At 65.0% G+C, this 25,579-nt stretch carries 23 protein-coding genes; 14 read left to right on the top strand and 9 right to left on the bottom strand.

From position 1 onward, the window contains the following. Window positions 1-285 precede the first annotated feature (285 nt). Window positions 286-480, top strand: a complete 195-nt coding sequence (locus ACTDXD_RS22640) for a DUF7455 domain-containing protein (RefSeq protein WP_169688813.1) — start codon at window positions 286-288, stop codon at window positions 478-480. A gap of 113 nt (window positions 481-593) precedes the next feature. Here ACTDXD_RS22640 and ACTDXD_RS22635 read toward each other — a convergent pair whose 3' ends face one another. Next, a complete protein-coding gene (locus ACTDXD_RS22635; RefSeq protein WP_440124441.1) occupies window positions 594-2,321 on the bottom strand; it encodes a DEAD/DEAH box helicase in 1,728 nt (575 codons plus the stop codon). 293 nt (window positions 2,322-2,614) lie between these two features. Here ACTDXD_RS22635 and ACTDXD_RS22630 point away from each other — a divergent pair, with 293 nt between their 5' ends. After that, a complete protein-coding gene (locus ACTDXD_RS22630) occupies window positions 2,615-3,811 on the top strand; it encodes a YihY/virulence factor BrkB family protein (RefSeq protein ID WP_440127758.1) in 1,197 nt (398 codons plus the stop codon). On the opposite strand, the gene ACTDXD_RS22625 is transcribed toward ACTDXD_RS22630, so the two are convergent. Then, window positions 3,784-4,020: a DUF3039 domain-containing protein gene (locus ACTDXD_RS22625; protein ID WP_169688810.1), complete on the bottom strand. Its 237-nt coding sequence runs from the start codon at window positions 4,018-4,020 to the stop codon at window positions 3,784-3,786. The genes ACTDXD_RS22630 and ACTDXD_RS22625 overlap by 28 nt on opposite strands. A gap of 73 nt (window positions 4,021-4,093) precedes the next feature. On the opposite strand from ACTDXD_RS22625, the gene ACTDXD_RS22620 reads away from it, so the two are divergent. The 3 genes from ACTDXD_RS22620 (at window position 4,094) to ACTDXD_RS22610 (ending at window position 7,181) form a co-directional block, all read left to right on the top strand. Continuing rightward, a complete protein-coding gene (locus ACTDXD_RS22620; protein ID WP_440124440.1) occupies window positions 4,094-4,453 on the top strand; it encodes a DUF3099 domain-containing protein in 360 nt (119 codons plus the stop codon). Window positions 4,454-4,559: 106 nt separating this feature from the next. Next, complete coding sequence (locus ACTDXD_RS22615) at window positions 4,560-6,038, top strand: DUF7782 domain-containing protein (RefSeq protein ID WP_440124439.1); 1,479 nt, start codon at window positions 4,560-4,562, stop codon at window positions 6,036-6,038. A gap of 180 nt (window positions 6,039-6,218) precedes the next feature. Beyond that, window positions 6,219-7,181 carry a sigma-70 family RNA polymerase sigma factor gene (locus tag ACTDXD_RS22610; protein WP_169688807.1) on the top strand — a complete coding sequence of 321 codons (963 nt, stop codon included), beginning with the start codon at window positions 6,219-6,221 and terminating at the stop codon, window positions 7,179-7,181. 81 nt (window positions 7,182-7,262) lie between these two features. Here ACTDXD_RS22610 and ACTDXD_RS22605 read toward each other — a convergent pair whose 3' ends face one another. Both ACTDXD_RS22605 and ACTDXD_RS22600 read right to left on the bottom strand, forming a co-directional pair. Then, window positions 7,263-10,010, bottom strand: coding sequence for a bifunctional acetate--CoA ligase family protein/GNAT family N-acetyltransferase (locus ACTDXD_RS22605; protein WP_440124438.1), 2,748 nt, complete (start codon window positions 10,008-10,010; stop codon window positions 7,263-7,265). Beyond that, window positions 10,003-11,274, bottom strand: a complete 1,272-nt coding sequence (locus ACTDXD_RS22600) for an acetoin utilization protein AcuC (RefSeq protein WP_440124437.1) — start codon at window positions 11,272-11,274, stop codon at window positions 10,003-10,005. The genes ACTDXD_RS22605 and ACTDXD_RS22600 overlap by 8 nt, the downstream gene beginning before the upstream one ends. 103 nt (window positions 11,275-11,377) lie before the next feature. On the opposite strand from ACTDXD_RS22600, the gene ACTDXD_RS22595 reads away from it, so the two are divergent. Both ACTDXD_RS22595 and galE read left to right on the top strand, forming a co-directional pair. After that, window positions 11,378-12,064 carry an iron dependent repressor, metal binding and dimerization domain protein gene (locus ACTDXD_RS22595; RefSeq protein WP_440124436.1) on the top strand — a complete coding sequence of 229 codons (687 nt, stop codon included), beginning with the start codon at window positions 11,378-11,380 and terminating at the stop codon, window positions 12,062-12,064. Between the two features lie 52 nt (window positions 12,065-12,116). Beyond that, window positions 12,117-13,112, top strand: a complete 996-nt coding sequence (gene galE / locus ACTDXD_RS22590; protein ID WP_440124435.1) for a UDP-glucose 4-epimerase GalE — start codon at window positions 12,117-12,119, stop codon at window positions 13,110-13,112. Here galE and ACTDXD_RS22585 read toward each other — a convergent pair whose 3' ends face one another. Both ACTDXD_RS22585 and ACTDXD_RS22580 read right to left on the bottom strand, forming a co-directional pair. Continuing rightward, window positions 13,113-14,243, bottom strand: coding sequence for a DUF4192 domain-containing protein (locus tag ACTDXD_RS22585; protein ID WP_440124434.1), 1,131 nt, complete (start codon window positions 14,241-14,243; stop codon window positions 13,113-13,115). A gap of 199 nt (window positions 14,244-14,442) precedes the next feature. Further along, window positions 14,443-15,180: a DUF5642 family protein gene (locus ACTDXD_RS22580; RefSeq protein ID WP_440124433.1), complete on the bottom strand. Its 738-nt coding sequence runs from the start codon at window positions 15,178-15,180 to the stop codon at window positions 14,443-14,445. A 149-nt stretch (window positions 15,181-15,329) separates the two neighbouring features. On the opposite strand from ACTDXD_RS22580, the gene ACTDXD_RS22575 reads away from it, so the two are divergent. From ACTDXD_RS22575 to ACTDXD_RS22560, 4 genes are all read left to right on the top strand, one after another. Beyond that, window positions 15,330-16,271, top strand: a complete 942-nt coding sequence (locus ACTDXD_RS22575) for a proteasome assembly chaperone family protein (protein ID WP_440124432.1) — start codon at window positions 15,330-15,332, stop codon at window positions 16,269-16,271. Window positions 16,272-16,517: 246 nt separating this feature from the next. After that, complete coding sequence (locus tag ACTDXD_RS22570; protein ID WP_440124431.1) at window positions 16,518-17,555, top strand: alpha/beta fold hydrolase; 1,038 nt, start codon at window positions 16,518-16,520, stop codon at window positions 17,553-17,555. Window positions 17,556-17,586: 31 nt separating this feature from the next. Further along, window positions 17,587-20,091, top strand: coding sequence for a DEAD/DEAH box helicase (locus tag ACTDXD_RS22565; protein WP_440124430.1), 2,505 nt, complete (start codon window positions 17,587-17,589; stop codon window positions 20,089-20,091). 33 nt (window positions 20,092-20,124) lie between these two features. After that, window positions 20,125-20,898: a LysR family substrate-binding domain-containing protein gene (locus ACTDXD_RS22560; protein WP_440124429.1), complete on the top strand. Its 774-nt coding sequence runs from the start codon at window positions 20,125-20,127 to the stop codon at window positions 20,896-20,898. A 25-nt stretch (window positions 20,899-20,923) separates the two neighbouring features. Here the strand turns inward: ACTDXD_RS22560 and ACTDXD_RS22555 are convergent, their stop codons facing one another. Next, entirely contained in the window at window positions 20,924-21,853 is a 930-nt protein-coding gene (locus ACTDXD_RS22555) for a LysR substrate-binding domain-containing protein (protein ID WP_440124428.1), read from the bottom strand. A 176-nt stretch (window positions 21,854-22,029) separates the two neighbouring features. Here ACTDXD_RS22555 and ACTDXD_RS22550 point away from each other — a divergent pair, with 176 nt between their 5' ends. Then, window positions 22,030-22,620, top strand: a complete 591-nt coding sequence (locus ACTDXD_RS22550; protein WP_169688797.1) for a peroxiredoxin — start codon at window positions 22,030-22,032, stop codon at window positions 22,618-22,620. Then, on the top strand, window positions 22,617-23,156 hold the full coding sequence (locus tag ACTDXD_RS22545; RefSeq protein WP_440124427.1) for a carboxymuconolactone decarboxylase family protein: 540 nt from the start codon (window positions 22,617-22,619) through the stop codon (window positions 23,154-23,156). Before ACTDXD_RS22550 ends, ACTDXD_RS22545 begins: the two co-directional genes overlap by 4 nt. A 76-nt stretch (window positions 23,157-23,232) precedes the next feature. Here ACTDXD_RS22545 and ACTDXD_RS22540 read toward each other — a convergent pair whose 3' ends face one another. Continuing rightward, window positions 23,233-23,940, bottom strand: coding sequence for a hypothetical protein (locus ACTDXD_RS22540; RefSeq protein ID WP_440124426.1), 708 nt, complete (start codon window positions 23,938-23,940; stop codon window positions 23,233-23,235). 51 nt (window positions 23,941-23,991) lie between these two features. Here ACTDXD_RS22540 and ACTDXD_RS22535 point away from each other — a divergent pair, with 51 nt between their 5' ends. Continuing rightward, the gene (locus ACTDXD_RS22535) at window positions 23,992-24,255 is read left to right on the top strand and encodes a hypothetical protein (protein WP_440124425.1); all 264 of its coding nucleotides are present in this window, start codon (window positions 23,992-23,994) and stop codon (window positions 24,253-24,255) included. A gap of 9 nt (window positions 24,256-24,264) precedes the next feature. On the opposite strand, the gene ACTDXD_RS22530 is transcribed toward ACTDXD_RS22535, so the two are convergent. Then, window positions 24,265-25,524 (bottom strand): aminotransferase family protein, encoded by a 1,260-nt coding sequence (locus tag ACTDXD_RS22530; RefSeq protein ID WP_440124424.1) that lies wholly within the window; start codon window positions 25,522-25,524, stop codon window positions 24,265-24,267. Window positions 25,525-25,579 lie beyond the last annotated feature (55 nt).

Below are 25,579 nucleotides of genomic sequence, written 5' to 3'. Positions count from 1 at the left end.
GCCCCCATTGTTCGCATTGCCGAAGCGCAGACGATTCGTCGACGCGCCGTGCCCGCTGCTGCGCTGTGAGCGAACAGCCGCGCCTGGGAGCACGAGAACAGATCAGCAAACGCCCACGTCCTGGGGTTTCTCAGCGTCCATTCGTGAAACACAACACGAATGGACGATCAGGGGAACAACCCACGAACGCGAATCGTCTGTAAGAGTAGATCTACCGCGCTACCCCCGGCGCGGCGGACCAGACCCCAGGCGACCGTTGTCGAAGGTGGCCAGTTTGGAGGAGTCATGCCCGGTACGTTGACCACCCCGAAGTTGACCGCCGCCGACAGGTGCGATCGATGCAACGCAGCCGCTCGCGTACGCGCTGTCCTTCCCACAGGCGGCGAACTGTTGTTCTGCGGTCATCACGCAAACGAGCACACCGATCGGCTCCGTGAGCTCGGTGCCACGATCGTGACCGAGGCCGACGCCACCGTCTGATCCGCCGTCCGGAGCCTCACGGTTCCGCGACTCGACCCCGGATACGGGCGACTACCTTTCGGTAGTCGCCCGTATCGTCGTTCAGGGACGGCTCCTCGCCGACAGCAGGGCCGTCACCAGCTCCGCAGAATCGCGATGCGGTCGCGCAACTGCTCGGCGCTCGCCATTGCGGTCGGCGGTCCACCGCACTGACGTCGAAGCTCTCCGTGGATCACGCCGTGTGGCTTGCGAGTGCGGTGGTGCACGACCGCTACCAAGGAATTGAGCTCGCGCCGCAGCTGGGGCAGCTCATCGGCCGCAGCGATCCGTTCGGCCACCTGCTGCGGGGGACTCGGCGTCTGCACGGCCGCAGGTTTGTCGAGTTGTTTCTCCTGTCGTTGACGTAGCAGCGCCCTCATCTGGTCTGCATCCAGTAGCCCGGGCAGGCCGAGATAGTCCGCTTCCTCGTCGCTACCCGAGAACGTGGCAGTGCCGAAGGACGAACCGTCGTAGATCACCTGATCGAGCTCGGCCTCCGCGCCGATCGAGGTATAGGCCTTCTCGTCCTCGCCCGGCTCATCCTTCCTGCGATTGGCGTCGGCGAGCAGTTCGTCGTCGAAACCTTCCTTGACTCGATGCGGTTTGCCAAGGACATGGTCGCGTTGCGCTTCGAGCTGACTGGCGAGTTCGAGCAGCACCGGTACCGACGGGAGGAACACGCTGGCCGTCTCTCCCTTCTGCCTCGCACGCACGAAACGCCCGATCGCCTGAGCAAAGAACAGTGGAGTCGAAGCGCTGGTCGCATACACGCCGACGGCGAGCCGGGGGACGTCGACTCCTTCGGACACCATTCGAACTGCCACCATCCAACGCTGAGTTCCCGCGCTGAACTCGGAAATACGCGACGAGGCAGTGGGATCGTCGGAAAGAACGACGGCGGGCGGCTCACCTGTGAGGTGTTCGAGAGTCTTCGCATACGCACGAGCGACCGTCTGATCGGTCGCGATGACGAGGCCGCCCGCATCCGGCATGCCCCCCGCGCGCAACTGCTCGAGACGGGTGTTGGCAGCACCCAGAACGGCAGGCACCCAGTCACCTTCCGGGTCCAGCGCGGTACGCCAGGCGCGCGCGGTGTGCTCGGCGCTGAGCGGCTCACCGAGTCTGGCGGTGTACTCCTCCCCTGCATTGGTTCTCCACCTGGCTTCGCCGGAGTAGGCGAGGAACACGACCGGTCGGACGACGCCATCTGCGAGCGCATCGGAATATCCGTAGGCGTGGTCGGCCTTCGATTGCATCAGGCCTTCCTCGTTCGGTTCGTACGTCACGAACGGAATGGCGCTGTCGTCGCTACGGAACGGCGTGCCTGTCAGCGCCAGCCGACGTGTCGCATCGCCGAACGCCTCGAGAATTCCCTCCCCCCAGCTCTTGGCGTCACCGCCGTGGTGGATCTCGTCGAGGATGACCAGCGTGCGGCGCGCTTCGGTGCGAACACGGTGCTTGAACGGGTGGGAGGCGATCTGCGCATAGGTCACGACGACGCCCTGGTAGTCGCTCGAGGTCTGCCCCGTGGAGTTGGTGAAGTTCGAGTCCAGGGCGATGCCGAGTCGGGCCGCTGCGGACGACCACTGGTGCTTGAGGTGTTCGGTAGGGGCAACGACCGTGACCTGGTCCACGGTCCGGTCCTTCAACAGTTCCGACGCGACCCTCAGTGCGAACGTGGTCTTGCCTGCCCCTGGCGTCGCCACCGCGAGGAAATCGCGAGGTTTGGTGGCGAGGTACTTGGTCAGGGCGCGACGCTGCCACGCGCGCAGCTGTCCTCCGGGGGCGGAGGTCGTAGCTTGTCCGACGGTTTCAGTGCTCACCGGTTCTTCGTGCTCCTTGTCCGCTCAACTCCGGTCGGTGACGGCAGAACTGGCCAACCGATCACCGACCGCCATGCAGCCTATCGCCTCGGCCTCGCGATCGACGCCCCGAACCGCCAGGCCGATGAGGATGGGAAGTGATGGTCGTGACAGAATCCGAAATACCGACAACCGCATGTGGTGCGCGCATCGCGGCGTGTCATCAGGAATGCTGGAAGTAGATGAACGCCACAGCTGTGCCCCACGTGCCCGGACCGCGCCGTATCGGGCGCGCGGTACGGGCGTGCGGTCGGGTGTTCGGTCACACCGCGCAATCCGCGTGGAATCACTCGATCTTCAGCAAGGCCGCGACAGCCGCGTTCTGGCAGACCCTGTCACTCCCCCCGCTACTCCTGGGACTGCTCGGCAGCCTCGGTTACGTGGGCGGATGGTTCGGACCCGACATTCCCAACATCATCGTGTCCAAGATCGTCACGTTCACACGCACGGCATTCAGCGACAGCGTTGTCGACGAGATCATCGCGCCGACCGTCTACGACGTGCTCAACCGTGGACGTGCGGATGTGATGTCGCTGGGCTTTCTCCTGTCGCTGTGGGCAGGATCTTCGGCCATCTCCACGTTCGTCGATTCGATCGTCGAGGCGCATGGGCAACAGGACCATCGCCACCCGGTCTGGCAGCGGGTGTTCGGCCTGCTGCTGTACGTGATGTTTCTCATCCTGGCGGTCATCACGTTGCCCTTGGTGGCACTGGGGCCGACGATGATCGGCCGATTACTACCCCAGTCGTGGTACTCGGTGGGTTCGCAGCTTGTCGACACCTTCTACTACCCGGCTGTCGGTCTGCTCCTGCTCATTGCCCTGACAACTCTGTACAAAGTGGCCTTGCCGAAGACTCTGCCGTGGCATCGTCTGCTCGGCGGAGCAGTACTCGCGGGAGCGTTCTTCATTCTCGCGAGCGCGGGACTACGCAGGTACCTGACCTGGATTGCCGAACACGGGTACACCTACGGCGCGCTGGCCGCGCCCATTGCGTTCCTGCTGTTCACATTCTTCCTCGGCTTCGCGGTGGTGATCGGTGCCGAATTCAATGCCACGATCCAGGAGATGTGGCCCGCGCGAGCAACACGGATCGAACAGTGGCGTGTGTGGCTCGCCGAGCAAGCCGACAAGCAGCCGTCACCCGGAGAGGGGCCGGTCACCAACCTGACACGACGGATCACGATGGCGAGCCCCATCCGGCTCACCGATCTTCTCCGTTCCGATCAACTGCCCGGCTACGACGACGCGTGTCCGTCCGACGAAGGTGGGCCCGACGCATGCCCGATCGACAGGCCGGACCTCTCGAGAGGATCCAGGCACGACGAAACGGCCGAGGAGGCATCGATCACCTCGGCCGATGATGGTCCGGTTTCGCCGCGAGAACCCGGGTCAGTGGAGCGCGATTCCCTGACCCGACTTCCTCAGTCGCCCTTGCGCAGGCCCTCGTAGACCTTCTTGCACTCGGGGCACACCGGCGAACCAGGCTTCGGCGACATGGTCACCGGGAAGACCTCACCACACAGTGCAACAACGTGTGTCCCCATGACGGCGCTCTCCGCGATCTTGTCCTTCTTCACGTAATGGAAGAACTTGGGAGTGTCGTCGCTGGTGGTTTCGTCGGTGGTGGTATCCGGCCGTTCCTTGATATCCGTGCTCACGTGTCCATGATGCCGCACCGCACCCCCGGACCGGTATGTGCATTCGATCTACGGGCGTGGGAAAGTAGTAGATATGGCACGAACACCTGGTTTCGGCGGATCCCACGAGAGCGGATCGCCCGATAACCCGGTCCTGATCACGGAGGCGGAGGCGTCTCTCGAGGACCAGCACCGAGCGCGGGTCCGTAAGTACATGACATTGATGGCTTTCCGCATCCCCGCCCTGATCTTGGCAGCCGTCTCCTACGGCGTATGGGCGAACCCGTGGATCGCGATGGCGATCATCGGCCTCTCGATCCCCCTGCCGTGGATCGCGGTACTCATCGCGAACGACCGGCCGCCGCGACGCAAGGATGAGCCGAGCCGCTGGGACAGCCGGCACAGGGAACTTGCGGCGCTCGAGCGATCCGAGCATCGCGTCATCGACGGCTGACCGGACCGGCCGGCCGATGTTCGACGCACGCACAGACACCACGGACTTCGGCACGGGGGGGGTGGGCACCGGGTCCACCTGTACACACGGCTGCGAGAATGCTTCCGTGGACCCCGACCTGCTTCTGTCGATCTGCCCTTCCCTCCGTACTGCGTTGATCCGGTGTCGCTACGACATCGACAGCGTGCGTGAACTCCTGGGCGCGGAAGCTCACGCCGCGTTGGGGCGCAGCGAACCGGTCGCCGCACGTCGCGCCTCGCGCGACGCGGGTGATCTCGGTGTGCTCGTGCGGCTGCTCCTGTTGCAGGACACCTGCTCGGCCGACCAGGTCGCCGCGGCACTTGCACCTCTGAATCTCGACGACGCGATCGCCGCCGGTCTGCTCGAACGTGACGCGAACGGTGTGCGGTCTGCGCTGGATCTGCGGCCGCTGGATGCGGGCGGGGGCAACCTCTGGGTTCTGTCGGACCTCGACGGTGCGCTTCGACCCAGCCCTACTCGTCCTGATCATGTGCTGGGCGTCGGGCAGGCATCGCTGTCGTTGTTGCAGGCCACTCCCACCGACCCTGTGGGTTCCGTACTCGATCTCGGCACCGGATGCGGTGTCCAGGCAATCCACGCGGCCGAGTACGCCGACACGGTGACCGCGACCGACATCACACCGCGCTGCCTGACACTGGCCGCGGCCTCCGCCGCGCTGAACGAAGTGGACCTCGAACTTCTCGAAGGCTCGTGGTTCGAGCCCGTTGCCGGCCGCCGCTTCGACCGGATCGTCGCGAACCCCCCGTTCGTGGTGAGCAGCGGCCAGGTCGAGCACAGCTACCGTGATTCCGGTCTCGATCTCGACGGCGCGAGCAAGCTGATGATCTCGCAGAGCGTCGACCACCTGAATCCAGGAGGGACCGCGTCCATCCTGGCGTCGTGGGTTCATATCGAGGGCCAGGACTGGCGAGCACGCGTCGCGTCGTGGTTACCCGCCCACGGTGTGGATGCATGGATCGTGCAGCGTGATGTGGCCGATCCGGCTCTGTACATAGGGACCTGGCTCCGCGATGGCGACGCCGACCAGCGCGACCCGGCAGTCGCGGGACGCGCCGAGGAGTGGTTCGACCACTTCGCACGCAACCGTGTCGAGGGTGTCGGCTTCGGGTTCGTCTATCTGCGTCGCACGGATGAGCCGTCGGATGTGCTGGCCGAGGACCTGCGTCATGCCTTCACCGATGCGCTCGGGCCCGAATCGATCGACTATTTCGCACGCCTCCAATGGTTGCGCGACCACGATGTCCTCGAATCTCGGTTCCGAGTGCGCGACGACACCGCACTCGAGCGCGTCTTCCTCCCCGGCGAGGAAGGCTGGAACCAGGTTGTCACCCGAGTGCATCGGGGGGGCGGCCCCGCGTGGCAGCACGAGCTGGACGACCTGGCAGCCGCCTTGCTCGGCGGTCTGCGTTCCGACGGCCTCTGTCTGGGCGATCTGGTCTCGCTGCTCGCCGCGGCCCACGGCGAGGAGGAGGACGAGCTGGCGGCAATGGCGGTACCCCTGATGCAGGGGCTCATCCGTCACGGTCTCGTCACGCCGGTATAGATCCGAGCAGGCGGGGCACAGTTCCCGCGACGACGCCCCTCCCCCGATCTCTCAGCAACTTCTCAGACGAGCTACCAGGTTTACGCAGGTCGCAGCACTGCGGTTCGGAAACCGGTGGGAACTTTCCCAGGTGACCCGAGCGTTGAACCCTGTGAGACACCACCGATGAGGAGGCACGTCATGGCACGCCCCGCAACAACCGCTCGAGTCAATTCCGACCTCGACAATCAAAGTCCCGCCGCCGATCTTGTGCGCGTTTACCTGAACGGCATCGGAAAGACGGCATTGCTGACCGCAGCGGACGAGGTAGAACTGGCAAAGCGGATCGAGGCCGGCCTTTATGCCAAGCACGTGCTCGAGACCAAGAAGCGTCTCTCACCTGCAAAGAAGCGCGACCTTGCGATCGTCGTACGCGAAGGCCAGGCAGCTCGTAGTCATCTACTCGAGGCGAACTTGCGGCTCGTGGTGTCGCTGGCCAAGCGCTACACCGGACGCGGCATGCCCCTGCTCGATCTGATCCAGGAAGGCAACCTCGGTCTTATCCGGGCAATGGAGAAGTTCGACTACGCGAAGGGCTTCAAGTTCTCGACCTACGCCACGTGGTGGATCCGTCAGGCAATCACCCGCGGTATGGCCGATCAGAGCCGCACCATCCGGCTTCCGGTCCATCTCGTCGAGCAGGTCAACAAGCTCGCCAGGATCAAGCGGGAACTGCACCAGCAGCTCGGACGCGAGGCCACCGACGAAGAACTCTCGGAAGAATCCGGCATTCCGGTCGCGAAGATCGCTGATCTGCTCGACCACAGCCGCGACCCGGTGAGCCTGGACATGCCGGTCGGGAGCGACGAAGAAGCGCCTCTGGGCGACTTCATCGAGGACGCCGAGGCGACCTCCGCCGAGACCGCCGTGATCGCCGGACTCCTGCACAGTGATGTCCGTAGCGTTCTCGGAACTCTCGACGAGAGGGAGCAGCAGGTCATCCGGCTCCGGTACGGGCTGGACGACGGCCAGCCGCGCACTCTCGACCAGATCGGCAAGTTGTTCGGTCTCTCGCGCGAGCGCGTACGGCAGATCGAGCGTGAAGTGATGGGCAAACTCCGCGAGGGCGAGCGTGCCGAACGCCTCCGCGCCTACGCAAGCTGACCGGGCGCGTCAGCTTCAGCGATCCCCGAGAGCCGGGCTGGGTTCTCGGGGATCGTGCTGTCGGCGGGTTGCTCGGTTCGCTTACCGCAACCGGCGCGGTCCCAGGTCGAGAGGATGTTGCGATTCCGGGCCGATCCGCAAGTGCGCGTCGGTGAGCTCAGCACCGACCGGCGACGCCAGCACCGGTTCGCATACGAGCTCACGGACCTCGGGTAGGTCGTCGGCGAGCGCAGAAATGCGCTGGACGATATCGACGAGCGCGGCGCGATTGGCCGGTGCAGCATTGCGGTAGCCGGTCAGCAGCGGCGCTGCCTTGGGTGCGTCGATCAGTTCGACGGCCTCGTCCTCGGTCAGAGGCAACACCTGGTAAGCGCGGTCACCCAGCAGGTCGGAGATCACGCCTGCGACGCCGAAGGAGATCAAAGAACCGAACGAGGGGTCGTCCTGTACCCGAATCGCGCATCCGATGCCCTTGGTCGCCATCTTCTGCACATGAAGCAGCGGCTCCCCGGACACCGCAGCGAGGTCCCGGTACGCGATACGAACCGAATCGGCGTCGACGAGATCGAGCCGGACCCCGGTCAGATCGGGCCGGTGTCGCCATTGCGCCCCGGTCGCCTTGACTGCCACCGGGAAACCGATCTCGTGGGCTGCTTCGATCGCTTCGTCCTCGGTGGTCACCGACCGGAACGTGGCGATATGCACGCCGTAGCACGAGAGCAGCAACGCGGTCTCGGTGTCGGACAGGTAGCGACCGCCGGGCGTGGTGTCGAGCCAGCTGTCGACGAGGGCACGGGCCCGCTCCGGGTCGATCCCTGCGGGACGGACAACCTGTGATTGGGGGCGAGACCGCCACTTGGCGTACCGCCACGCACGTGCAAGAGCTGTCGCAGCCCGTTCCGGCCCCGGGTACGAGGGCACCGATCCCCTCGCCGGGTTGCCGTCCTCATCTCGGACCGCGAGAACGTCGGGGATGCCCTCGGTCGCAAGGAATGTCGTGACCACCGGCTTCTCCGCACCTGCCACCGCATCGCGCAGTGCTTGTGCGTAGGGCTCGACCGTCACCGCAACCGGGGGAACGAACACGGCGATGACCGCATCGATCTCGGGTGTCCCGAGCGCCTGTGCCACCGCTTCCGCGAACCCTTCCGGGGTCGCCTGCGCGCCGAGATCCACTGCGTCGGCGGGCTTGAGGCCCTGCCCTCTCGCCGCATCCACGGCGAGCACCCCGAGCGCTGTCGAATTACCCACCACCGCGACCCGCGGTCCGGCAGGCAGCGGCTGATAGCTGAACAACAACGCCGAATCGAACAGTTGCGCAATGGATTCGACCTGAACGACGCCGGCCTGCTCGAACAAATGACGCACAATTGCGTCATCCATCTCCCCTGTGCGGGCCTCGAGTACCGGAGGTACCGCATGTCGACCGGATTTGACCGCCACGATCGGTTTGCTTCGCGCGACCCGGCGGGCGATGCGCGAGAACTTACGGGGGTTGCCGAAGCTCTCGAGGTAGAGGAGTACCACCTCGGTAGCGGGGTCTGTGTCCCAGTACTGCAACAGGTCGTTGCCCGACAGGTCGGCACGGTTTCCCGCAGACACGAACGAGGACAGGCCCACTCCGGTCTTGGCGGCTTCGTCGAGAATCGCGATGCCCAACGCACCCGACTGACAGAAGAACCCGACATTGCCCGCGGCGGGCAGTATGGGGGCGAGCGTCGCATTCAGCCGGAACGCCGGATCGTTGTTGGCAACTCCGAGGGCGTTCGGCCCGATCAATCGCATCCCGTGCGCACGCGCGGCATGCGCCAGGCGGCGCTCCGCGTCGCGTCCCTCGGGCCCGGTCTCGCCGAATCCGGACGACACGACGAGTAGTGCTTTGACGCCTTTCGCGAGACAGTCGTCGAGGACCGCGTCGATCGATTCGGCGGGAACCGCGGCGATCGCAAGGTCGATCTCGTCCGGGATGTCGCGCACTGTCGGGTAGGCTCGCACTCCCCGCACCGACCGGTGCTCGGCGTTGACCGGATAGACCGGTCCGGTGAATCCGCTGCGCAGCATGTTCACCAAGACGGCGTTGCCGACTTTTCGGCTGTCGGTGGACGCACCGATCACCGCGACGCTTCCCGGACTCAAGATGTTGCGGACGCTACGAGCCTCAGCGGCACGCTCACGTGCATTGCGCACCGAGACGAGTGCCTCAGTGGGGTCGATGTCGAACTCCAACCGCACCACACCGCCCTCGAAACTGCGGCTGACCTGATACCCGGCCTCACGGAACACCGAGATCATGTGGCGGTTCTCTGCGAGGACCTCCGCAACGAAACGACGGAGTCCGTTCTCCGCGGCAGCACCGGCGAGGTGTTCGAGCAGAATGGGCCCCAACCCGCGACCTTGATGCGAGTCCGACACGGTGAATGCGACTTCGGCGGACAGACCGTCCCCCTCGGACGACAGTCCTTCGTAGCGACCGACTGCGATGATCTCGTCTCCGAGCATCGCCACGAACGCCACCCGCTTGCGATGGTCGACAACGGTGAAATTGAACAGGTCGCGCTTCGAGATCGTCGGGTACGGTCCGAAGTATCGGAGATACCGCGTCCGTTCGGACAACTTGCCGTGGAATTCGACGATCTTGTCGGCGTCTTCCGGAACGATCGGCCGTAGATGGACGACACCGCCATCGGAAGCCAGCACATCGGCAACCCAGTGGCGAGGATAATCACGCGCGACCGCGAGTGCCCGTTCGCGCTCGGGGTCGGCAGTCGCATCGGGCGTGCGAGGCGCTTCATCTCCCGCATGTGCCTGCGTGCTCTCCGAGTCAGTCACGAGGGTCCTCCGGGTCCAGTCCGAGAAGCGGGAAGCATGCGCGGCGCGTAGCGATGATCGCCGAATCGATTCGGGTCAGCGCGCGATCGAGTGACGCAACGCCGGTTTCGGGTGTACCACCGGGACCGTCCCACGCCAGATACGACAGGTCGGCCCCTTCGCCCATTTCAGTGGGAAGGTCGACTCCGGGTGCCATGGCGCCGACACGATCGCGCCAGTCGTCGGGAACCTTTGCGGTGAGGTCGATCTCACGATCGAGTGCCGCGGCGATCAGGTGTGTCCACGAACGCGGTACAACCCGGACCAGGCCGTATCCTCCCCCGCCCAATGCAAGCCAGCGTCCCTCGCAGTACCGGTCGGCGAGATCGCGCATTGCGAGATACGACGCACGTTGCCCGTCGACGGTGAGCGACAGATCGGCCAGCGGGTCTTCGCGGTGACTGTCGGCCCCGCACTGACTGATGAGGATCTGAGGGCGGAAGGCGGCGATCGCGCCGGGCACGACGGCCTGGAACGCCCGCAACCACAAGGAATCGACCGTGCCGGGTAGTACAGGAAGATTGATGGCGGTACCTTCGGCGGCACCGGCCCCGACCTCACTCGACCAACCGGTGTTCGGCCACAGGGTCGCGGGATGCTGATGAATCGAGACAGTCAGCACACGCGGGTCGTCCAGGAATGCGTGCTGGACCCCATCGCCGTGGTGAGCATCCACATCGACATAGGCGATGCGGTCGTAACCTTGATCGAGCAACCACGAGATGGCGATCGCCGCATCGTTGTAGACACAGAATCCGGCGGCCCAGTCGGCCATCGCGTGGTGCATGCCCCCGCCGATACTCACCGCTCTGCGGGTCCGGCCGGAGGCGATCTCCCGGGCAGCGGCCAGCGTGCCGCCCGCCAGTGTGGCGCTCGCCTCATGCATCTTGGGGAAGATGGGATTGTCGTCGGTGCCCAAACCGTGCGGTGTATCGGCCGGAGGTTCCGATCCGGCGGGCGCCGACCCCGCCTTCTTGACAGCATCGACATAGCCGGAGGTGTGGATGCGCAGGAGATCTGCATCGTCCGCAGGGTCCGGACGCACCGTTTCGACGCCCTCGAGCAGCCCGATGCTGTGTGAGAGCGCCATCGTCAGGTCGAGCCGGGTCGGGTTCATCGGATGGCTCGGACCCCACCGATAGTCGAGGTAATCGGGGCTCCAGACCACCACACGGTCGCCGCCCAGATGTGTCGAACCGCCTGCCGCGGTGGAGCTCGTGGTCATGAACACAGACGCTACTTGCCCGCCTCGGGTCACGCGAGCATCGGACCTCACCCACCACCTGAACGCCACGGTTAGAATCGGGCGCAGACGAAGGGGTGTGAGAGTGAAGGACCTGGTCGATACAACGGAGATGTATCTCCGGACGATCTACGACTTGGAGGAGGAAGGTGTGGTGCCCCTGCGGGCACGCATTGCCGAACGCCTCGAACAGAGCGGTCCGACGGTCAGCCAGACCGTCGCCCGCATGGAACGCGACGGATTGCTGCGCGTCGCGGGCGATCGCCATCTGCAGTTGACGGAGAAGGGACGGGATCTCGCCGTGTCCGTCATGCGTAAGCACCGCCTCGCAGAGCGGTTGCTCGTCGATGTGATTGGGCTCGACTGGGAGAATGTGCACGCCGAGGCGTGCCGCTGGGAACACGTGATGAGCGAGGAGGTGGAACGCCGACTCGTCGAAGTACTGAACAATCCGACCACTTCGCCGTACGGCAACCCGATCCCCGGGCTCGCAGAACTGGGTCTCGACAAGGCCGCCGTCTCGGACGAGAAACTGGTCCGTCTGACGGAGATTCCGAGCGGGCAGCCCACCGCGGTCGTGGTGCGCAGACTCGCCGAGTACGTCCAGTCGGATCCAGACGTGATCGCTCGCCTGCGTGAGGCGGGCGTCGTGCCCGACGCACGCGTTACAGTCGAGACGCGTCCGGGTTCGGTGATGATCACCGTCACCGGCCACAGCACATTCGAGCTTTCCGACGAGATGGCCCATGCCGTGCAGGTGAAGCAGGTCTGATGCCGGGCCTCTTCCACCGGGCCCGGTGGGCCGGTGGAAGAGGAGACCCAGCGTGAAACTTCTGGTGACCGGCGGCGCCGGTTATGTGGGCAGCGTATGCAGCACTGTGTTGCTCGAGCGCGGCCACGACGTGGTCGTCGTCGACGATCTGTCCACCGGTAACGCCGACGCCGTGCCGTCGGGCGCCGAGTTCGTTCACGGTGATATCGCCGATGTTGCCGCGGAGATACTGGGCTCCCGAGGTAGTTCACCCCGATTCGACGGCGTTCTCCATTTCGGTGCGCAATCGCTCGTAGGAGAATCGGTCGAGTTCCCGGAGAAGTACTGGCAAGGCAACGTCGTATGCACACTCGCACTGCTCGAAGCGATGCGATTGTCGGGCACGCCGCGGCTTGTCTTCTCGTCCACCGCAGCGACCTACGGTGAGCCCGAGCAGGTACCGATCACCGAGGATGCACCCACCCGGCCCACGAATCCGTACGGTGCCTCCAAACTCGCGATCGATCACGCAATCTCCTCGTACGCCCACGCACACGGGATCGCCGCGACCAGTCTGCGCTACTTCAATGTGGCCGGCGCATACCGGGGCGCCGGGGAGAATCGTGTCGTCGAGACACACCTGATCCCGCTCGTCCTGCAAGTCGCCCTTGGGCAACGCGAGCGCATCTCGGTGTTCGGCACGGATTGGCCGACCAAGGACGGCACCGCCATCCGCGACTACATCCATGTCAAGGACCTTGCCGACGCACACGTGCTGGCGCTGTCGAAGGCAACTGCGGGAGCTCATCGCATCTACAACCTCGGCAGCGGTGAGGGCTTCACCGTGCGCGAGGTCATTTCGTCGTGCGAGCGGATCACCGGACTTCCGATCGCCGCTGCCGATGCACCACGACGCGCCGGGGATCCTGCCGTGCTGATTGCCTCGAGTGCGCGCGCGATCGACGAACTCGGCTGGAAACCTGAGCACACAGACCTCGACGAGATCGTCGCGGATGCCTGGGAATTCATGCGGCACCTCGGTGATCGCGCGCACGCCGCCCGTACTTGATCATTCCGGCGGTCCGGGCGAGGGCAGCACCACGCCCAGTCGAGCAGCGATCTCGTAACCGGTGTCGGCAAGACCACGAACGGCTTGGGGACGCAGCCCGGCCTGCAACGCCTGGTCGAGGAGATCCGAAAGACGGTGTCGCGGGTTCGATTCCAGGGCCACCCCGAGCGCAACGCCCGCGAACGCACCGTCGCCTCGTACGTAGGCACTGAAGGCGACGAGTGCAGCAGCGTCGGCTCGTTCCGGATCCGGCAATGCACGAGCAAGCTCGACCCACATACGCTCGGCAATTCGCGCCTGCGTCCCCGCCGCCAATGCGAGGGTCGCGTCACGAACCGTCGGATTCGCAAGGAGTACGGCCACTTCGGCGCATTCCTGGGCGCGGAGTTGCCCTCCGTCACCGAATGCCGCGAGATGGCCGAGCAGTGTTTCGAGTTCCATTCGGTCTGCACGGGCGGAGCCGCCGGCGCGTGCAGCGCGCTCGTACGCCAGGTCGCGGGCATCGATCACATCGTCGATGCATTGACCTACTCGCCTGCGATGCTCCTGCGAGGACGGAGCAAGCAGTGCGTCGAGTTCGTCCCGCGACCGCCGGATCGGACTCCCACCGAAAACTCGTGTGGCAGCAACCACCGAACTCTCGGGATCGGGGATCGTCCCGTTCACATTGCCTTCAGGCGTGAACCACACGCGTCCACGGGCGATTTCGGGGGTGGCATGCACTCCGGCCACTTCGATGCCGGACAGTGCGAGTTCTTCGGCGAATTCCTCGACCAGACGCAATGCGGCAGCGGACCCAGGGCAGTGGGGATGGTCGAGCCTGTCGTCGACGAGCACCACCAGTACGGCGCGTGCCCCTTCGCGGACGCAGACCGTGCAGAACCGCTCGAATGCGGCGCTCATCGGTGCAGGAATCGGTTCGTCGGTCCGTGGAAGCAAGAGGTCGTGTCGCATGACGGCGCCGATCGCGTCGCTTCTCCCATCGCTGTTGGGTGATCGCTGTGCAGGAGAGAGGCTCAATACGAGAATCGAGCGCGCCGGATGGAAGCCGAGCATGGCGGGCACCGCTGCGAGCAGTTCGCCGATGTCCGACAGATGCAGTGGCTGCGAGGATGAGGTCGATGCGGTCATGCCCAGCACGATCCATGGTCGCGGCGACCGAAATCGGGCCTCGGACGTGGAATCCGCAAATCTGTGGATGGATGAGGCGGCTGTGGACAATCCGGGCAGCGCAACCTCGTGCCAGGCGATGACACAGCAGGCAGTGTCATCGCAGACTGTTAAGGTCCGGCCGCGAGAAGTCCGCAACGCCCTTCACGAAGCACCTCGCTCAACCTCCGAAGGCATGCACCACTGCATTGTGGAAGACGATGTCCAGGGCATCGCGGTCGACCTCACGCCGGTCGAAGGTCATATAGGTCACCAGCACCCTGGCATCTCCGAGCTGGGCACCACGGGTCTCCATCGACTGGATCAGCTGGCGATCGTCTCCCGAAACCACCGTGCGTGTGTACGCGAGGGTCCGGACGCCCCCCATGGGCGGAAGCGGTTTCGGCGCGGCGACGGTGGTGACGGTGGCGGTCACCCCCCTGTGAGTGGCATCGACCTCGCCGCACTCTCCGAGGTGCTTCCTCAGTTCGGGGAGTTCGGGTGCCGGAACGACCACCTCGACACTGATGGTGGCCCGTCCGTCCTCGGAGGTTCCCACGGCCATCGCGGTTCCGTCGGGGCCGTAATTCTGCGGGAGCGGGAGACAGCCGGGCGGTTCCACCTTCGCGCCGACAGGGATCCCTGCCAGGTCCGGCGCGGCCTGCGCCACTGCAGAGGGAGGCAGCGTCACCGCCCGGTACGAGGCGGGGAACTCCCCCGGGGGCAGCAGAAGCGCAGTAGGCAAGGACCGGTCCAGCGCGGGGTCGGAGATCCCGGACACGTCGATCGCCCGCGAGGCGGTTTCGGGCATCGCGGTGCCTGCCACCGTCGTCGAGCACCCTGCCGCGGTGGCGATCAGCGCCGCGCACATGACCACGCGACCGACGTACCGGTCGCGCCGCCGACGAACTGCGTTCACGGCCACCCGAACCTCCGCTGTTCCCGTTCATCGGGGCAGAACACCCCGTCGAGCGCTGTTCTCGGTTCAATTAGACTCGAACACCACCATGCCACGCCGGTGCGCCACCGGGCAGAAGGCTATGACGACGTGATCGGAGTGGTTCGGAAATGGACGAACAGTCCCGGATGTACGAGCTGGAGTTTCCCGCGCCTCGATTGACCTCGGCCGACGGGCAAGGGCCCGTGTTGGTGCACGGGCTGGAGGGCTTCTCCGATGCGGGACACGCTGTGCATCTGGCCACCACTCACCTCCGGGAGCAGCTCGAGACGGAAGTCGTCGCTTCCTTCGCCATCGATGAACTTGTCGACTACCGTTCGCGGCGGCCCATGATGACGTTCGAATCGGATCACTTCTCCGAGTACGCGGCACCCGAACTCAACCTGTATGCGCTCGTCGACAATGCGGGCACTCCGTTCCTGTTGCTCGCAGGTACCGAGCCGGACCTGAAATGGGAGCGCTTCATCACGGCGCTCCGCATTCTGGCGGAGCGATTCGGGGTCCGACGCACGATCGGCCTGAATTCGATACCCATGGCGATTCCCCACACCCGCCCGCTGGGTGTGACCGCCCATTCGACGAACAAGGATCTCATCGCTGATCATCACCGGTGGTCCGGTCAGCTGCAGGTTCCGGCGGGCGCGTCGTCATTGCTCGAGTTCAGGATGGCTCAGCACGGACATGAGGCTGTCGGATTCTCGGTGCATGTTCCGCACTATCTGGCGCAGACCGACTACCCCGCTGCCGCCGAGTCGCTGTTGATCAACGTCGCGGAGGTCGGGAATCTCGATCTTCCGCTCGGAGCGTTGGGGGAGGCTGCCGCGCGCGTTCGCGAGCAGGTCGACGAGCACATCGAAGGCAACGAGGAGGTGCTGTCCGTCGTGCGCGCGCTCGAACGCCAGTACGACAGCTACGTGGCAGCCCAGGAGCAGCAGTCCACTCCCCTGCCGACCGATGAAAGCCTGCCCAGCGGGGACGAGCTGGGGGCCGAGTTCGAACGATTCCTCGCCGAGTACGAGCGCAAGGACGGTGACACGGACTCCGAGTCCTGACCTGCGAGTCCTGACCTGCGGCTCCGAGACTCTGTAGGAATCGACTCGGAGGAATTCGGTACGGCCGGTTCGGGTACGGCTCGGTAGCGCTGCAGCCGCGTTACATACCGGTAACGATCCTCATTGCCGACGTCACATACAGAAAGTATGCTCGCCCGGCATGCAAGGGTAGGCAAGCAAGGATCAACTCCCGAGCCAGATCGGAGACCGGCCGGCTGCAACCCGTGGACACGGCAGGAGAGACTGATGGCTACATCGCGACCGCGTACATTGCGCCCGGTTCCCGATACGGAACCACGGATGGTCTTCCGGACCGTTCACGGATACCGGCGCGCCTTCCGCCTCGCAGGCAACGGTCCGGCCCTGGTGTTGATCCACGGTATCGGCGACAATTCGTCCACCTGGCTCGACGTCATTCCCCATCTTGCGAAGAAGTACACGGTCATCGCCCCCGACCTGCTCGGCCACGGCCGTTCCGACAAGCCTCGCGCCGACTATTCCGTCGCCGCATACGCCAACGGTATTCGCGACCTGCTCTCGGTTCTCGGTGTCGAACGGGCCACGATCATCGGTCACTCCCTCGGTGGCGGGGTTGCAATGCAGTTCGGCTACCAGTTTCCCGAGATGGTGGAACGGCTCGTGCTCGTGTCGTCCGGTGGCGTAACCAAGGACGTCCATCCGGCACTGCGGCTCGCGTCCCTGCCCGGAGTGAGTGAACTACTCAGACTGCTCAGAATTCCCGGGGCAGTGCCGGCGGTCAGGATCGTGGGCACCGTCCTCGGTCATATCCACGGCTCGCCGCTACGGCCCGGAGCTCTACTCCACGACACGAGCGATCTCGTGCGGATCCTGTCCGGTCTGCCGGACCCGACCGCATACGAGGCATATCTGCGCACTTTGCGTGCGGTGGTCGACTGGCGTGGTCAGGTGGTGACGATGCTCGATCGTTGCTATCTCACCGAGGATGTCCCGGTGCAGTTGATCTGGGGTGATCAAGATGGTGTGATCCCCGTCGGACACGCACACCTCGCGCACTCGGCCATGCCCGGGTCGCGACTCGAGATATTCCACGGTTCGGGGCATTTTCCGTTCCGAGACGACCCGATCCGGTTCCTGCGGGTGATCGAGGACTTCCTCGATTCCACAACGCCGCTGAAGTTCGACGAGGAGCAGTGGCGGCAGCTGCTGCTCACGGGACTGCGCGAATCCCGCATCACCGGTGGCCCGGCGACACGCACAGCCGTCCTCGGCGCAATGGGATCGGACGAACGCAGCGCGACGTAGAGCCGGCCGGCGTTCCGACTAGCCTGGAACGGTGCTGCTTCCGGATCTGATACCCGACACTGTCGACGACGACTCCCTTTTCGACGCGTTCACCTCCTGGACGACGGACCGGGGTATCACGCTCTATCCGGCGCAGGAGGAAGCGTTGATGGAGCTCGTCTCCGGCGCCAACGTGATCCTTGCGACCCCCACCGGCTCGGGGAAGTCGATGGTCGCGCTCGGCGCTCATTTCCACGCATTGGCCACCGGAAAGCGGACCTTCTACACCGCACCGATCAAGGCGCTCGTGAGCGAGAAGTTCTTCGCATTGTGCGATGTGTTCGGTGCCGACCTCGTCGGGATGATGACCGGCGACGCGTCCGTCAACGCTGGAGCTCCGATCATCTGCGCGACCGCCGAGATCGTCGCCAATCTCGCGTTGCGCGAGGGAGCGAACTCCGACATCGGCCAGGTGGTCATGGACGAGTTCCATTTCTATTCGGAGCCCGAACGCGGCTGGGCATGGCAGGTACCGCTCGTCGAACTTCCGAATGCGCAGTTCCTGCTCATGTCGGCGACACTCGGCGACGTCACGTTCCTGAAGAACGATCTCACGCGGCGAACCGGGCGGCCCACCGTTGAAGTTTCGGGTTCGGAACGCCCTGTTCCCCTGACCTTCTCGTACTCTCAGGTACCGATCGGCGAGGCCATCGAAGAACTGGTCTCCACCCATCAGGCCCCGGTCTACGTGGTGCACTTCACACAGGCCGCCGCACTCGAGCGGGCACAAGCCCTCACCAGCGTCAACATGTGTTCCAAGGACGAGAAATCAGCCATCGCCGATGCCCTGGGCGGATTCCGGTTCACCACCGGTTTCGGCAAGACACTCTCACGGTTGGTCCGGCACGGAATCGGCGTTCACCACGCGGGCATGCTGCCCAAGTACCGGCGATTGATCGAGAAGCTCGCGCAGGACGGCCTCCTCAAGGTGATCTGCGGCACCGACACTCTCGGCGTCGGCATCAACGTGCCGATCCGCACGGTTCTGCTGACAGGGCTGACCAAGTACGACGGCACCCGCACGCGGCAGCTCAAGGCACGGGAGTTCCACCAGATCGCGGGGCGTGCCGGACGCGCAGGCTACGACACTATGGGAAGCGTCGTAGTCCAGGCACCCGAGCACGAGATCGAGAACATCCGCGCACTCGCCAAAGCCGGTGAGGATCCCAAGAAACGACGCAAGGTGCAGCGCAAGAAAGCACCCGAGGGTTTCGTATCCTGGGGACAGGGCACCTTCGACAAGCTCATCGCCGCGTCGCCGGAGCCCTTGCAGTCCCGGTTCGCGGTGAGCAACTCGATGCTTCTCAACGTCATTGCGCGACCCGGCAACTGCTTCGACGCGATGCGTCACCTCCTCGAGGACAATCACGAACAGCGGCCCGCGCAACGAAAACACATTCTCAAAGCGATATCGCTGTACCGCGGTCTGTTGCAGGCAGGGGTCGTGCAGCAGCTCGACGAGCCTGATAAAGACGGACGCATGGCGCGCCTGACGGTCGATCTGCAACGCGACTTCGCACTGAATCAGCCGCTGTCCCCGTTTGCACTGGCTGCGATCGAGCTGCTCGACATGGAATCGACCACGTACGCGCTCGACGTGGTGTCGGTGATCGAATCGACCCTCGACAACCCCCGTCAGATCCTGATGGCTCAGCAGCATGCGGCACGTGGCGAAGCGGTCGCCGAGATGAAGGCCGACGGCATCGAGTACGACGAGCGGATGGAACTGCTCGAGGAGGTCACCTGGCCCAAGCCTCTCGTTGAGCTCCTCGAGCCCGCATTCGAAACCTACCGTGGTGGCCACCCATGGGTCTCCGAGTTCCCCTTGTCCCCGAAGTCCGTCGTGCGCGACATGATCGAGCGCGCGATGACATTCGCGGAGCTGGTCAGCCACTACGGACTGGCGCGGTCGGAAGGCCTGGTACTCCGGTATCTCGCCGACGCGTACCGGGCGCTGCGGCAGACAGTTCCCGATTCCGCGCGCACCGAGGAACTCGAGGACATCGCGGAGTGGCTCGGCGAGCTGATCCGGCAGGTCGATTCGTCACTGCTCGACGAATGGGAGTCGCTCACCAACCCCGGCGCAGAATCCGACGATCAGCAGATCGCGTTCGGTGCCGATACACCGCGACCGCTCTCGGCGAACACTCGCGCGTTCCGGGTGATGGTGCGCAACGCGATGTTCAAGCGCGTCGAACTCGCATCACGACGTCGCTGGAACGATCTTGCCGAACTCGGTGACGGCCTCGACGCGGAAGACTGGTCGGACCTGCTCGAGCTCTACTTCGACGAGTACGACGAGATCGGCACCGGCCCCGATGCGCGCGGACCGTTGTTGTTCTCGTCCGAGATGGGCTCCGAAGTGTGGCGCGTGCGCCAGACGCTTGCGGATCCGCAAGGTGATCACGGTTGGGCACTGATCGGGGAAGTCAACCTCGCCGAGTCGGATGCCGCCGGTGAGGTCGTCTTCGACGAGTTCGAGATCGTCGAAGGCTGAGAGCGGGGGGACGGGACCGGTACCCTGGTTCCGGTGAACGATGAGCCCGCTGCGGCGTTTCGCCTGTCCTACGTCCCCGGCGTGACCCCGGCCAAATGGGTTCGGGTGTGGAAGGAACGGATTCCGGACGTACCGATCGAGCTGGTTCCCGTCGATTCGACCTCGGGGGCGGAGTGTGTGCGGGACGGGACGGCGGACATCGCGCTACTGCGGTTGCCGCTCGAACGTGACGGACTTTCGGTGATCACCCTCTACACGGAAACCTCCGTGGTGGTCGTGCCGAAGGAGCACGCGATAGCCGTCGTCGACGAGGTGTCGGTGTCCGACCTTGCAGACGAGACCGTGTTGCATCCCCTCGACGACGTGCTCGATTGGGTGAGCCTGCCCGGGGAGGAGGCGTTCGAGCGCCCCGCAACCACCGAGGACGCGATATCGCATGTCGCGTCGGAGGTAGGGGTACTCGTGACACCGCAGTCGCTCGCTCGTCTGCATCATCGTAAGGATCTGACGTATCGTCCGGTCGCCGATGCCCCTCAGTCGCAGGTGGGTCTCGTATGGCTCACCGACCGCACTACCGAGCACGTAGACGAGTTCGTCGGTATCGTCCGGGGCCGCACCGCGAACAGTTCCCGTGGGAGGCAGGATCCTTCCGGAACCGACGCCGCATCCAATGCCTCGGGTAAGCGTCGCGGCGAGCGTCAGGGTTCACAACCGAGGAAGATTGTCGGCGACAAGAAACCCAGGTCGCGCCGCGGCGCCACCGGACGCGGCAAGAACACAGGCCGTCCCAACCGCCGACGCGGCTGATCAGATTTCTCCGCAGCGCAGCCGATCAGCCGATGACCCGGGACTGCGGCGGGGCCTGCGACCGCAACACATCTGCCAATGCCCGGTAGTCGTCTGCGCGCGCGCTCGACGCCCGGAAGACCAGTCCGACGGTGCGTCCCGGTTCGGGGGCGGCGAAGTGGGCCACGGCCAGGTCCCCGCCCGCCGTTTCCACCGGCACCGCCGAGGCGGGCACGAGCGTAACGCCGAGACCACCTGCGACGCACCGCACGACAGTGGCAAGCGACGTTGCCCGTGTGTCTCCGGCATCAGGCCGGGCATCGACCGATCGGCACAGATCCAGGGTCTGGTTCCGGAGGCAGTGACCTTCGTCGAGAAGCAGGAGTGGAAGCTCGTCGAGGATAGACAGTGGAAGATCGGTTCTGCCTGCGAGGTGATGATCAGCGGGAACAACCAGGATGAAATCCTCGATGTACAAAGGGATCTCCACGACTCCCGCCACTTCGGACGGCAGAGCGAGCACTGCGACGTCCAGTGTGCCCGAACGGAGCGAACCGAGGAGCCGGGCCGTCTGATCCTCGATCACGTGCACTGCGAGATTGGGCATGCGCGTGCGAAGTTCGGGCAACAGGCCGGGGAGAAAGTAGGGCGCAACCGTGGGAATCAGCCCGATCCTCAGCGGGCCCGAGAACCCGTCGGAGACGCCCGCAGCCGCGGCGACGAATCCATCCGCGGCGTCGAGAATCGCTTTGGCCTGGGCGAGCAGTCTCGCGCCCGCGGGGGTCACAAGCACACGACGCGTGCTCCTCTCGATCAGTTGCACCCCGAGACCGTTCTCGAGCGAGGCGAGACCCTGCGACAGTGTGGGTTGGCTCACATTCAAACGCGCTGCGGCCGTGCCGAAGTGCTTATATGTGGCGACGGCCACGAACGCACGCAGCTGTGACAGGGTCGGGTGATAAGTCTGATCGGACACGCCTATCAGTATAGTGCGAGCCATCACCTTTACCTTTTGAAATTTTTCCGGCAGGATGAATCTCGTACCGGAGAACGATCCCTCGGGAACGTCCGGTAGCGCACAGACCCACGTCATCGGGCGTGGTGTGCGTGATCGACTCGCTTGTTCACGAGACACCAACGAGAGGACCGAAAATGGCATTGCTGACCATCGGCGATCAGTTCCCCGCTTTCAACCTGAAGGCCCTCATCGGCGGCGACCTGTCGCAGGTCGACGCCGCCCAGCCCGACGACTACTTCACCACCATCACCAGCGATGACTACGCAGGCAAGTGGAAGGTCGTCTTCTTCTGGCCGAAGGACTTCACCTTCATCTGCCCCACCGAGATCGCCGCGTTCGGCAAGCTGAACGAGGAGTTCGCGGACCGCGACACGCAGGTCCTCGGCGCCTCCGTCGACAACGAATTCGTGCACTTCCAGTGGCGTGCACAGCACGAGGATCTCAAGACCCTCCCCTTCCCGATGCTCTCGGACCTCAACCGTGAGCTCGTCTCGGCCACCGGCGTCCTGAACTCGGATGGCGTTGCCGATCGCGCCACCTTCATCATCGACCCGAACAACGAGATCCAGTTCGTGTCGGTCACCGCCGGTTCCGTCGGCCGCAACGTCGACGAGGTCCTCCGAGTCCTCGACGCCCTGCAGTCCGACGAACTGTGCGCGTGCAACTGGAAGAAGAACGACCCGACCCTCAATGCAGGTGAGCTCGTCAAGGCGGCGCTGCAGTGAGTGTCGACAACCTGAAGAACGCTCTCCCCGAGTACGCGAAGGACCTCAAGCTCAACCTGAGTTCGCTCGCACGCTCGACCGAGCTCAACGAGCAGCAGCTGTGGGGCACGTTCCTCGCCGCCGCGGCCGCGACCAAGTCCGCGACCGTGCTCACCGAGATCTCGGAGGAAGCCGCCGACGTCCTGTCTGCGGAGGCGTACAACGCCGCGCTCGGCGCAGCGTCGATCATGGGCATGAACAACGTCGCCTACCGGGCCAAGGGCTTCCTGGGCGACGAGTACACCCAGGTGCGCATGGGCCTGCGGATGAACATCATCGGCAGCCCCGGAGTGGAGAAGTCCGACTTCGAGCTGTGGTCGCTGGCAGTGTCCACGATCAACGGATGCCACGACTGCACCGCAGCGCACGACAACGTCGTCCGCAAGGAGGGTCTCACCAAGGAGCAGGTCTGGGAGGCCGTCAAGGTCGCCGCGACCCTCCAGGGCGTGGCCCAGGCGATCACCGCCAGCGAGATCCTCGCCGGCGCCAACGCCTGATCTACTGCATCACCGAGAAGGGATCCCTCCGCGGAGGGGTCCCTTCTCGCGTTCTCCGGCCTACCCGAACAGGTGGCTATGCGTTCGAACTCGGCGGAGTCCCGCCGAGCGCCTCCCCCGCAGCGATGTCGCATGCGTCGAGGGCTACTTCGATCTCGCCACCGAGCGCCACGCCGGGCGCGAGCGGCAACCGGTCACCGCTCCAGAAACGCCCCGGGTCGTACCAACTGCTCCCTCGGCGCCTCTGTTCGAGTAGTCCCATCTCCTCCATCGTCACGGCCACGACCTCAGCGCAATACGCGGATTCGAGACCGCCCTCGCTCCGCTTCAGGCGAGGAACGCGGCCGGCGAACCACCGCCCCGCGAGCTTCGCCGTCGAGGGGAACGGCGTTCCGTCGAGGCAGGCGATGGTACGCAGCAGCTGGTCTTCCTGTTCCGCGGTGATCCGAATCGAGAGCTGACGCAACCAACCACGCTGCCCGTAGCGCGCACCCCAGACCTGGACCGCGCTGCGCAGATCGTGCAGCTGGACACCACGCTGATGCCGGCCTGTCCACATGTCCGGCAGACTGCGCCCCAGCTCGGCATGCCACATCAGCGGAGGCAGATCCTCGAATGCCACCGTCATACCGACGTGATTGACCGGAGCGTTGGTCAACGTCTGGATGGCCCGGTCCGCGCCACTGGTGCCGCGGAAGACCCAGATGTCCCCCGTTCGAGTCAGATCCACGGCCTCGTCGAGCGAGACTCGTGACGGTGTCGGGCCGGACGGTACAGGGCTCACGGGGTGCATAGGGAAAGCCTGCCACGGACCGCTCCCAGCTAGGGTCGGTGCATGGCCCTTCGCACCAGCACCCTGTGGAAGCTGCTCGGACTTGCCGGAATAGCGGGAGTTGCAGCGACCGGTGCGATCACCCTGCGCAACGAACGCAGACGCCGCGACTACACCCCCGACGAGATCCGGTCGGTCCTTCATGAGCGGTACGCACGAGCGGTGGCAGCGCAGGACGGCACCGAGGAGGTACCGCTCACCCAGGTGCCGGTGAGCCCGACAACCCGGATCCGCCGCCTGATGCGCCGGGTCCGGCGTCGGCCATGAGTGATTCGGTCAGCCCAATGCCGCAGCGAAACCGTCAGCGAGTTCTTGCACCTGCTCGTCCGTCATGACGAACGACGGGGAGATCTGCATCGCGCCCTGACCTGCAGCGCGGCCCGAGATGCCGTGCTCCCGCAGGGTCTTGACGAAGCCGAGGGCCTCGCCGGGATCGGCGAGCTGCACTGCCGCGACCGCCCCCAGACCGCTCCGCACTTCCGCGACACGCGGATGATCCGCGAGCGGGGCGAGCTTCTCGTGGAGCGTCTTCTCGAGGCGTGCGGATTCGTCGAGCAGGTTCTCGCGTTCGAAGATATCGAGGTTGGCGTGTGCGGCCGCCGCTGCTGCCGCGTGACCTCCGTAGGTGTAACCGTGACGCCACCACACACCCCCGGCGAAGAACGGTTCGGCCACAGGCGGTGCCACGAACACCGCGCCCATCGGCAGATACCCCGACGTCAGGCCCTTGGCTGTTGTCACAATGTCGGGCTGAAGGTCGAACCTCGTCGCCGCGAACCACGACCCGCCGATCCTCCCGAACCCGGTGACCACCTCGTCGAGGACGAACAGGATGTCGTGATCTCGGCAGATGTCTCGGATCTCAGCGAGATAGCCGTCGGGCGGCAGGTACACGCCCCCGGCACCGATGATCGGTTCGCAGAAGAAAGCAGCGATGTTGTCGGCCCCGACTTTCTCGATGAGCTCGAGCAGGCCTTTGGCGTCGTCCCAGGGAACGGTGGCGGTGTCGGTCCACAGCGCGCCGTAGCCCTCTGAGTTGACGGCGATACCCGCCATCGACGTCCCGCCGACATGCATCCCGTGATAGGCCTTCTCGCGGCTGACGATCATGGTCTTGGTCGATCGGCCGACCTCTTGCCAGTAGCGGCGGGCAAGCTTCGCTGCCGTATCGATCGAGTCCGAGCCGCCCGAGGTGAAGAAGATCTTGCTACCGGGAATCGGCGCAATCTCCGCGAGCCTCTCCGCAAGCGCGATCGTGGGTTCTGCTGCGAAATCACCGAAATTCGAGAAGTGCGCAACTTTCGCCAGTTGCGCGGCGACTGCCTCACCGATCTCGGTGCGACCGTGACCGACGTTGGCAAACCACAGTCCCGCCGTCGCGTCGAGATAGCGAGTACCTGCATCGTCCCAGATGTATGCGCCTTCTCCACGAGCCACGACGAAGGCCCCGTCCCGCTCCACGACGCCCATGTCGGCGAATCCGTGCCACAACGCACCCACAGTCAGCTCCTGTCCACGACTACCGGTCCCAGCCATCGTATGGGTTCCGGGCGAGCGCGGCGGCTTCCGGTTCGGCAGGGCACGAAAGCGG

This window comes from Rhodococcus sp. SJ-3 (assembly GCF_051918125.1).
Lineage (GTDB): Bacteria > Actinomycetota > Actinomycetes > Mycobacteriales > Mycobacteriaceae > Rhodococcus.
Note: the sequence above shows the minus strand (reverse complement) of the source record. Positions and strands in the feature narration are given on the sequence as shown.

What these genes read in the sequence shown, in the direction of transcription:
- ACTDXD_RS22570 (WP_440124431.1), top strand. Translation starts at nt 16,518, where the DNA reads ATGGCTACATCGCGACCGCGTACATTGCGCCCGGTTCCCGATACGGAA.
- ACTDXD_RS22530 (WP_440124424.1), bottom strand. Translation starts at nt 25,524, where the DNA reads ATGGCTGGGACCGGTAGTCGTGGACAGGAGCTGACTGTGGGTGCGTTG.
- ACTDXD_RS22640 (WP_169688813.1), top strand. Translation starts at nt 286, where the DNA reads ATGCCCGGTACGTTGACCACCCCGAAGTTGACCGCCGCCGACAGGTGC.
- ACTDXD_RS22575 (WP_440124432.1), top strand. Translation starts at nt 15,330, where the DNA reads ATGGACGAACAGTCCCGGATGTACGAGCTGGAGTTTCCCGCGCCTCGA.
- ACTDXD_RS22610 (WP_169688807.1), top strand. Translation starts at nt 6,219, where the DNA reads ATGGCACGCCCCGCAACAACCGCTCGAGTCAATTCCGACCTCGACAAT.
- ACTDXD_RS22535 (WP_440124425.1), top strand. Translation starts at nt 23,992, where the DNA reads ATGGCCCTTCGCACCAGCACCCTGTGGAAGCTGCTCGGACTTGCCGGA.
- ACTDXD_RS22600 (WP_440124437.1), bottom strand. Translation starts at nt 11,274, where the DNA reads ATGACCACGAGCTCCACCGCGGCAGGCGGTTCGACACATCTGGGCGGC.
- ACTDXD_RS22550 (WP_169688797.1), top strand. Translation starts at nt 22,030, where the DNA reads ATGGCATTGCTGACCATCGGCGATCAGTTCCCCGCTTTCAACCTGAAG.
- ACTDXD_RS22620 (WP_440124440.1), top strand. Translation starts at nt 4,094, where the DNA reads ATGGCACGAACACCTGGTTTCGGCGGATCCCACGAGAGCGGATCGCCC.
- ACTDXD_RS22585 (WP_440124434.1), bottom strand. Translation starts at nt 14,243, where the DNA reads ATGACCGCATCGACCTCATCCTCGCAGCCACTGCATCTGTCGGACATC.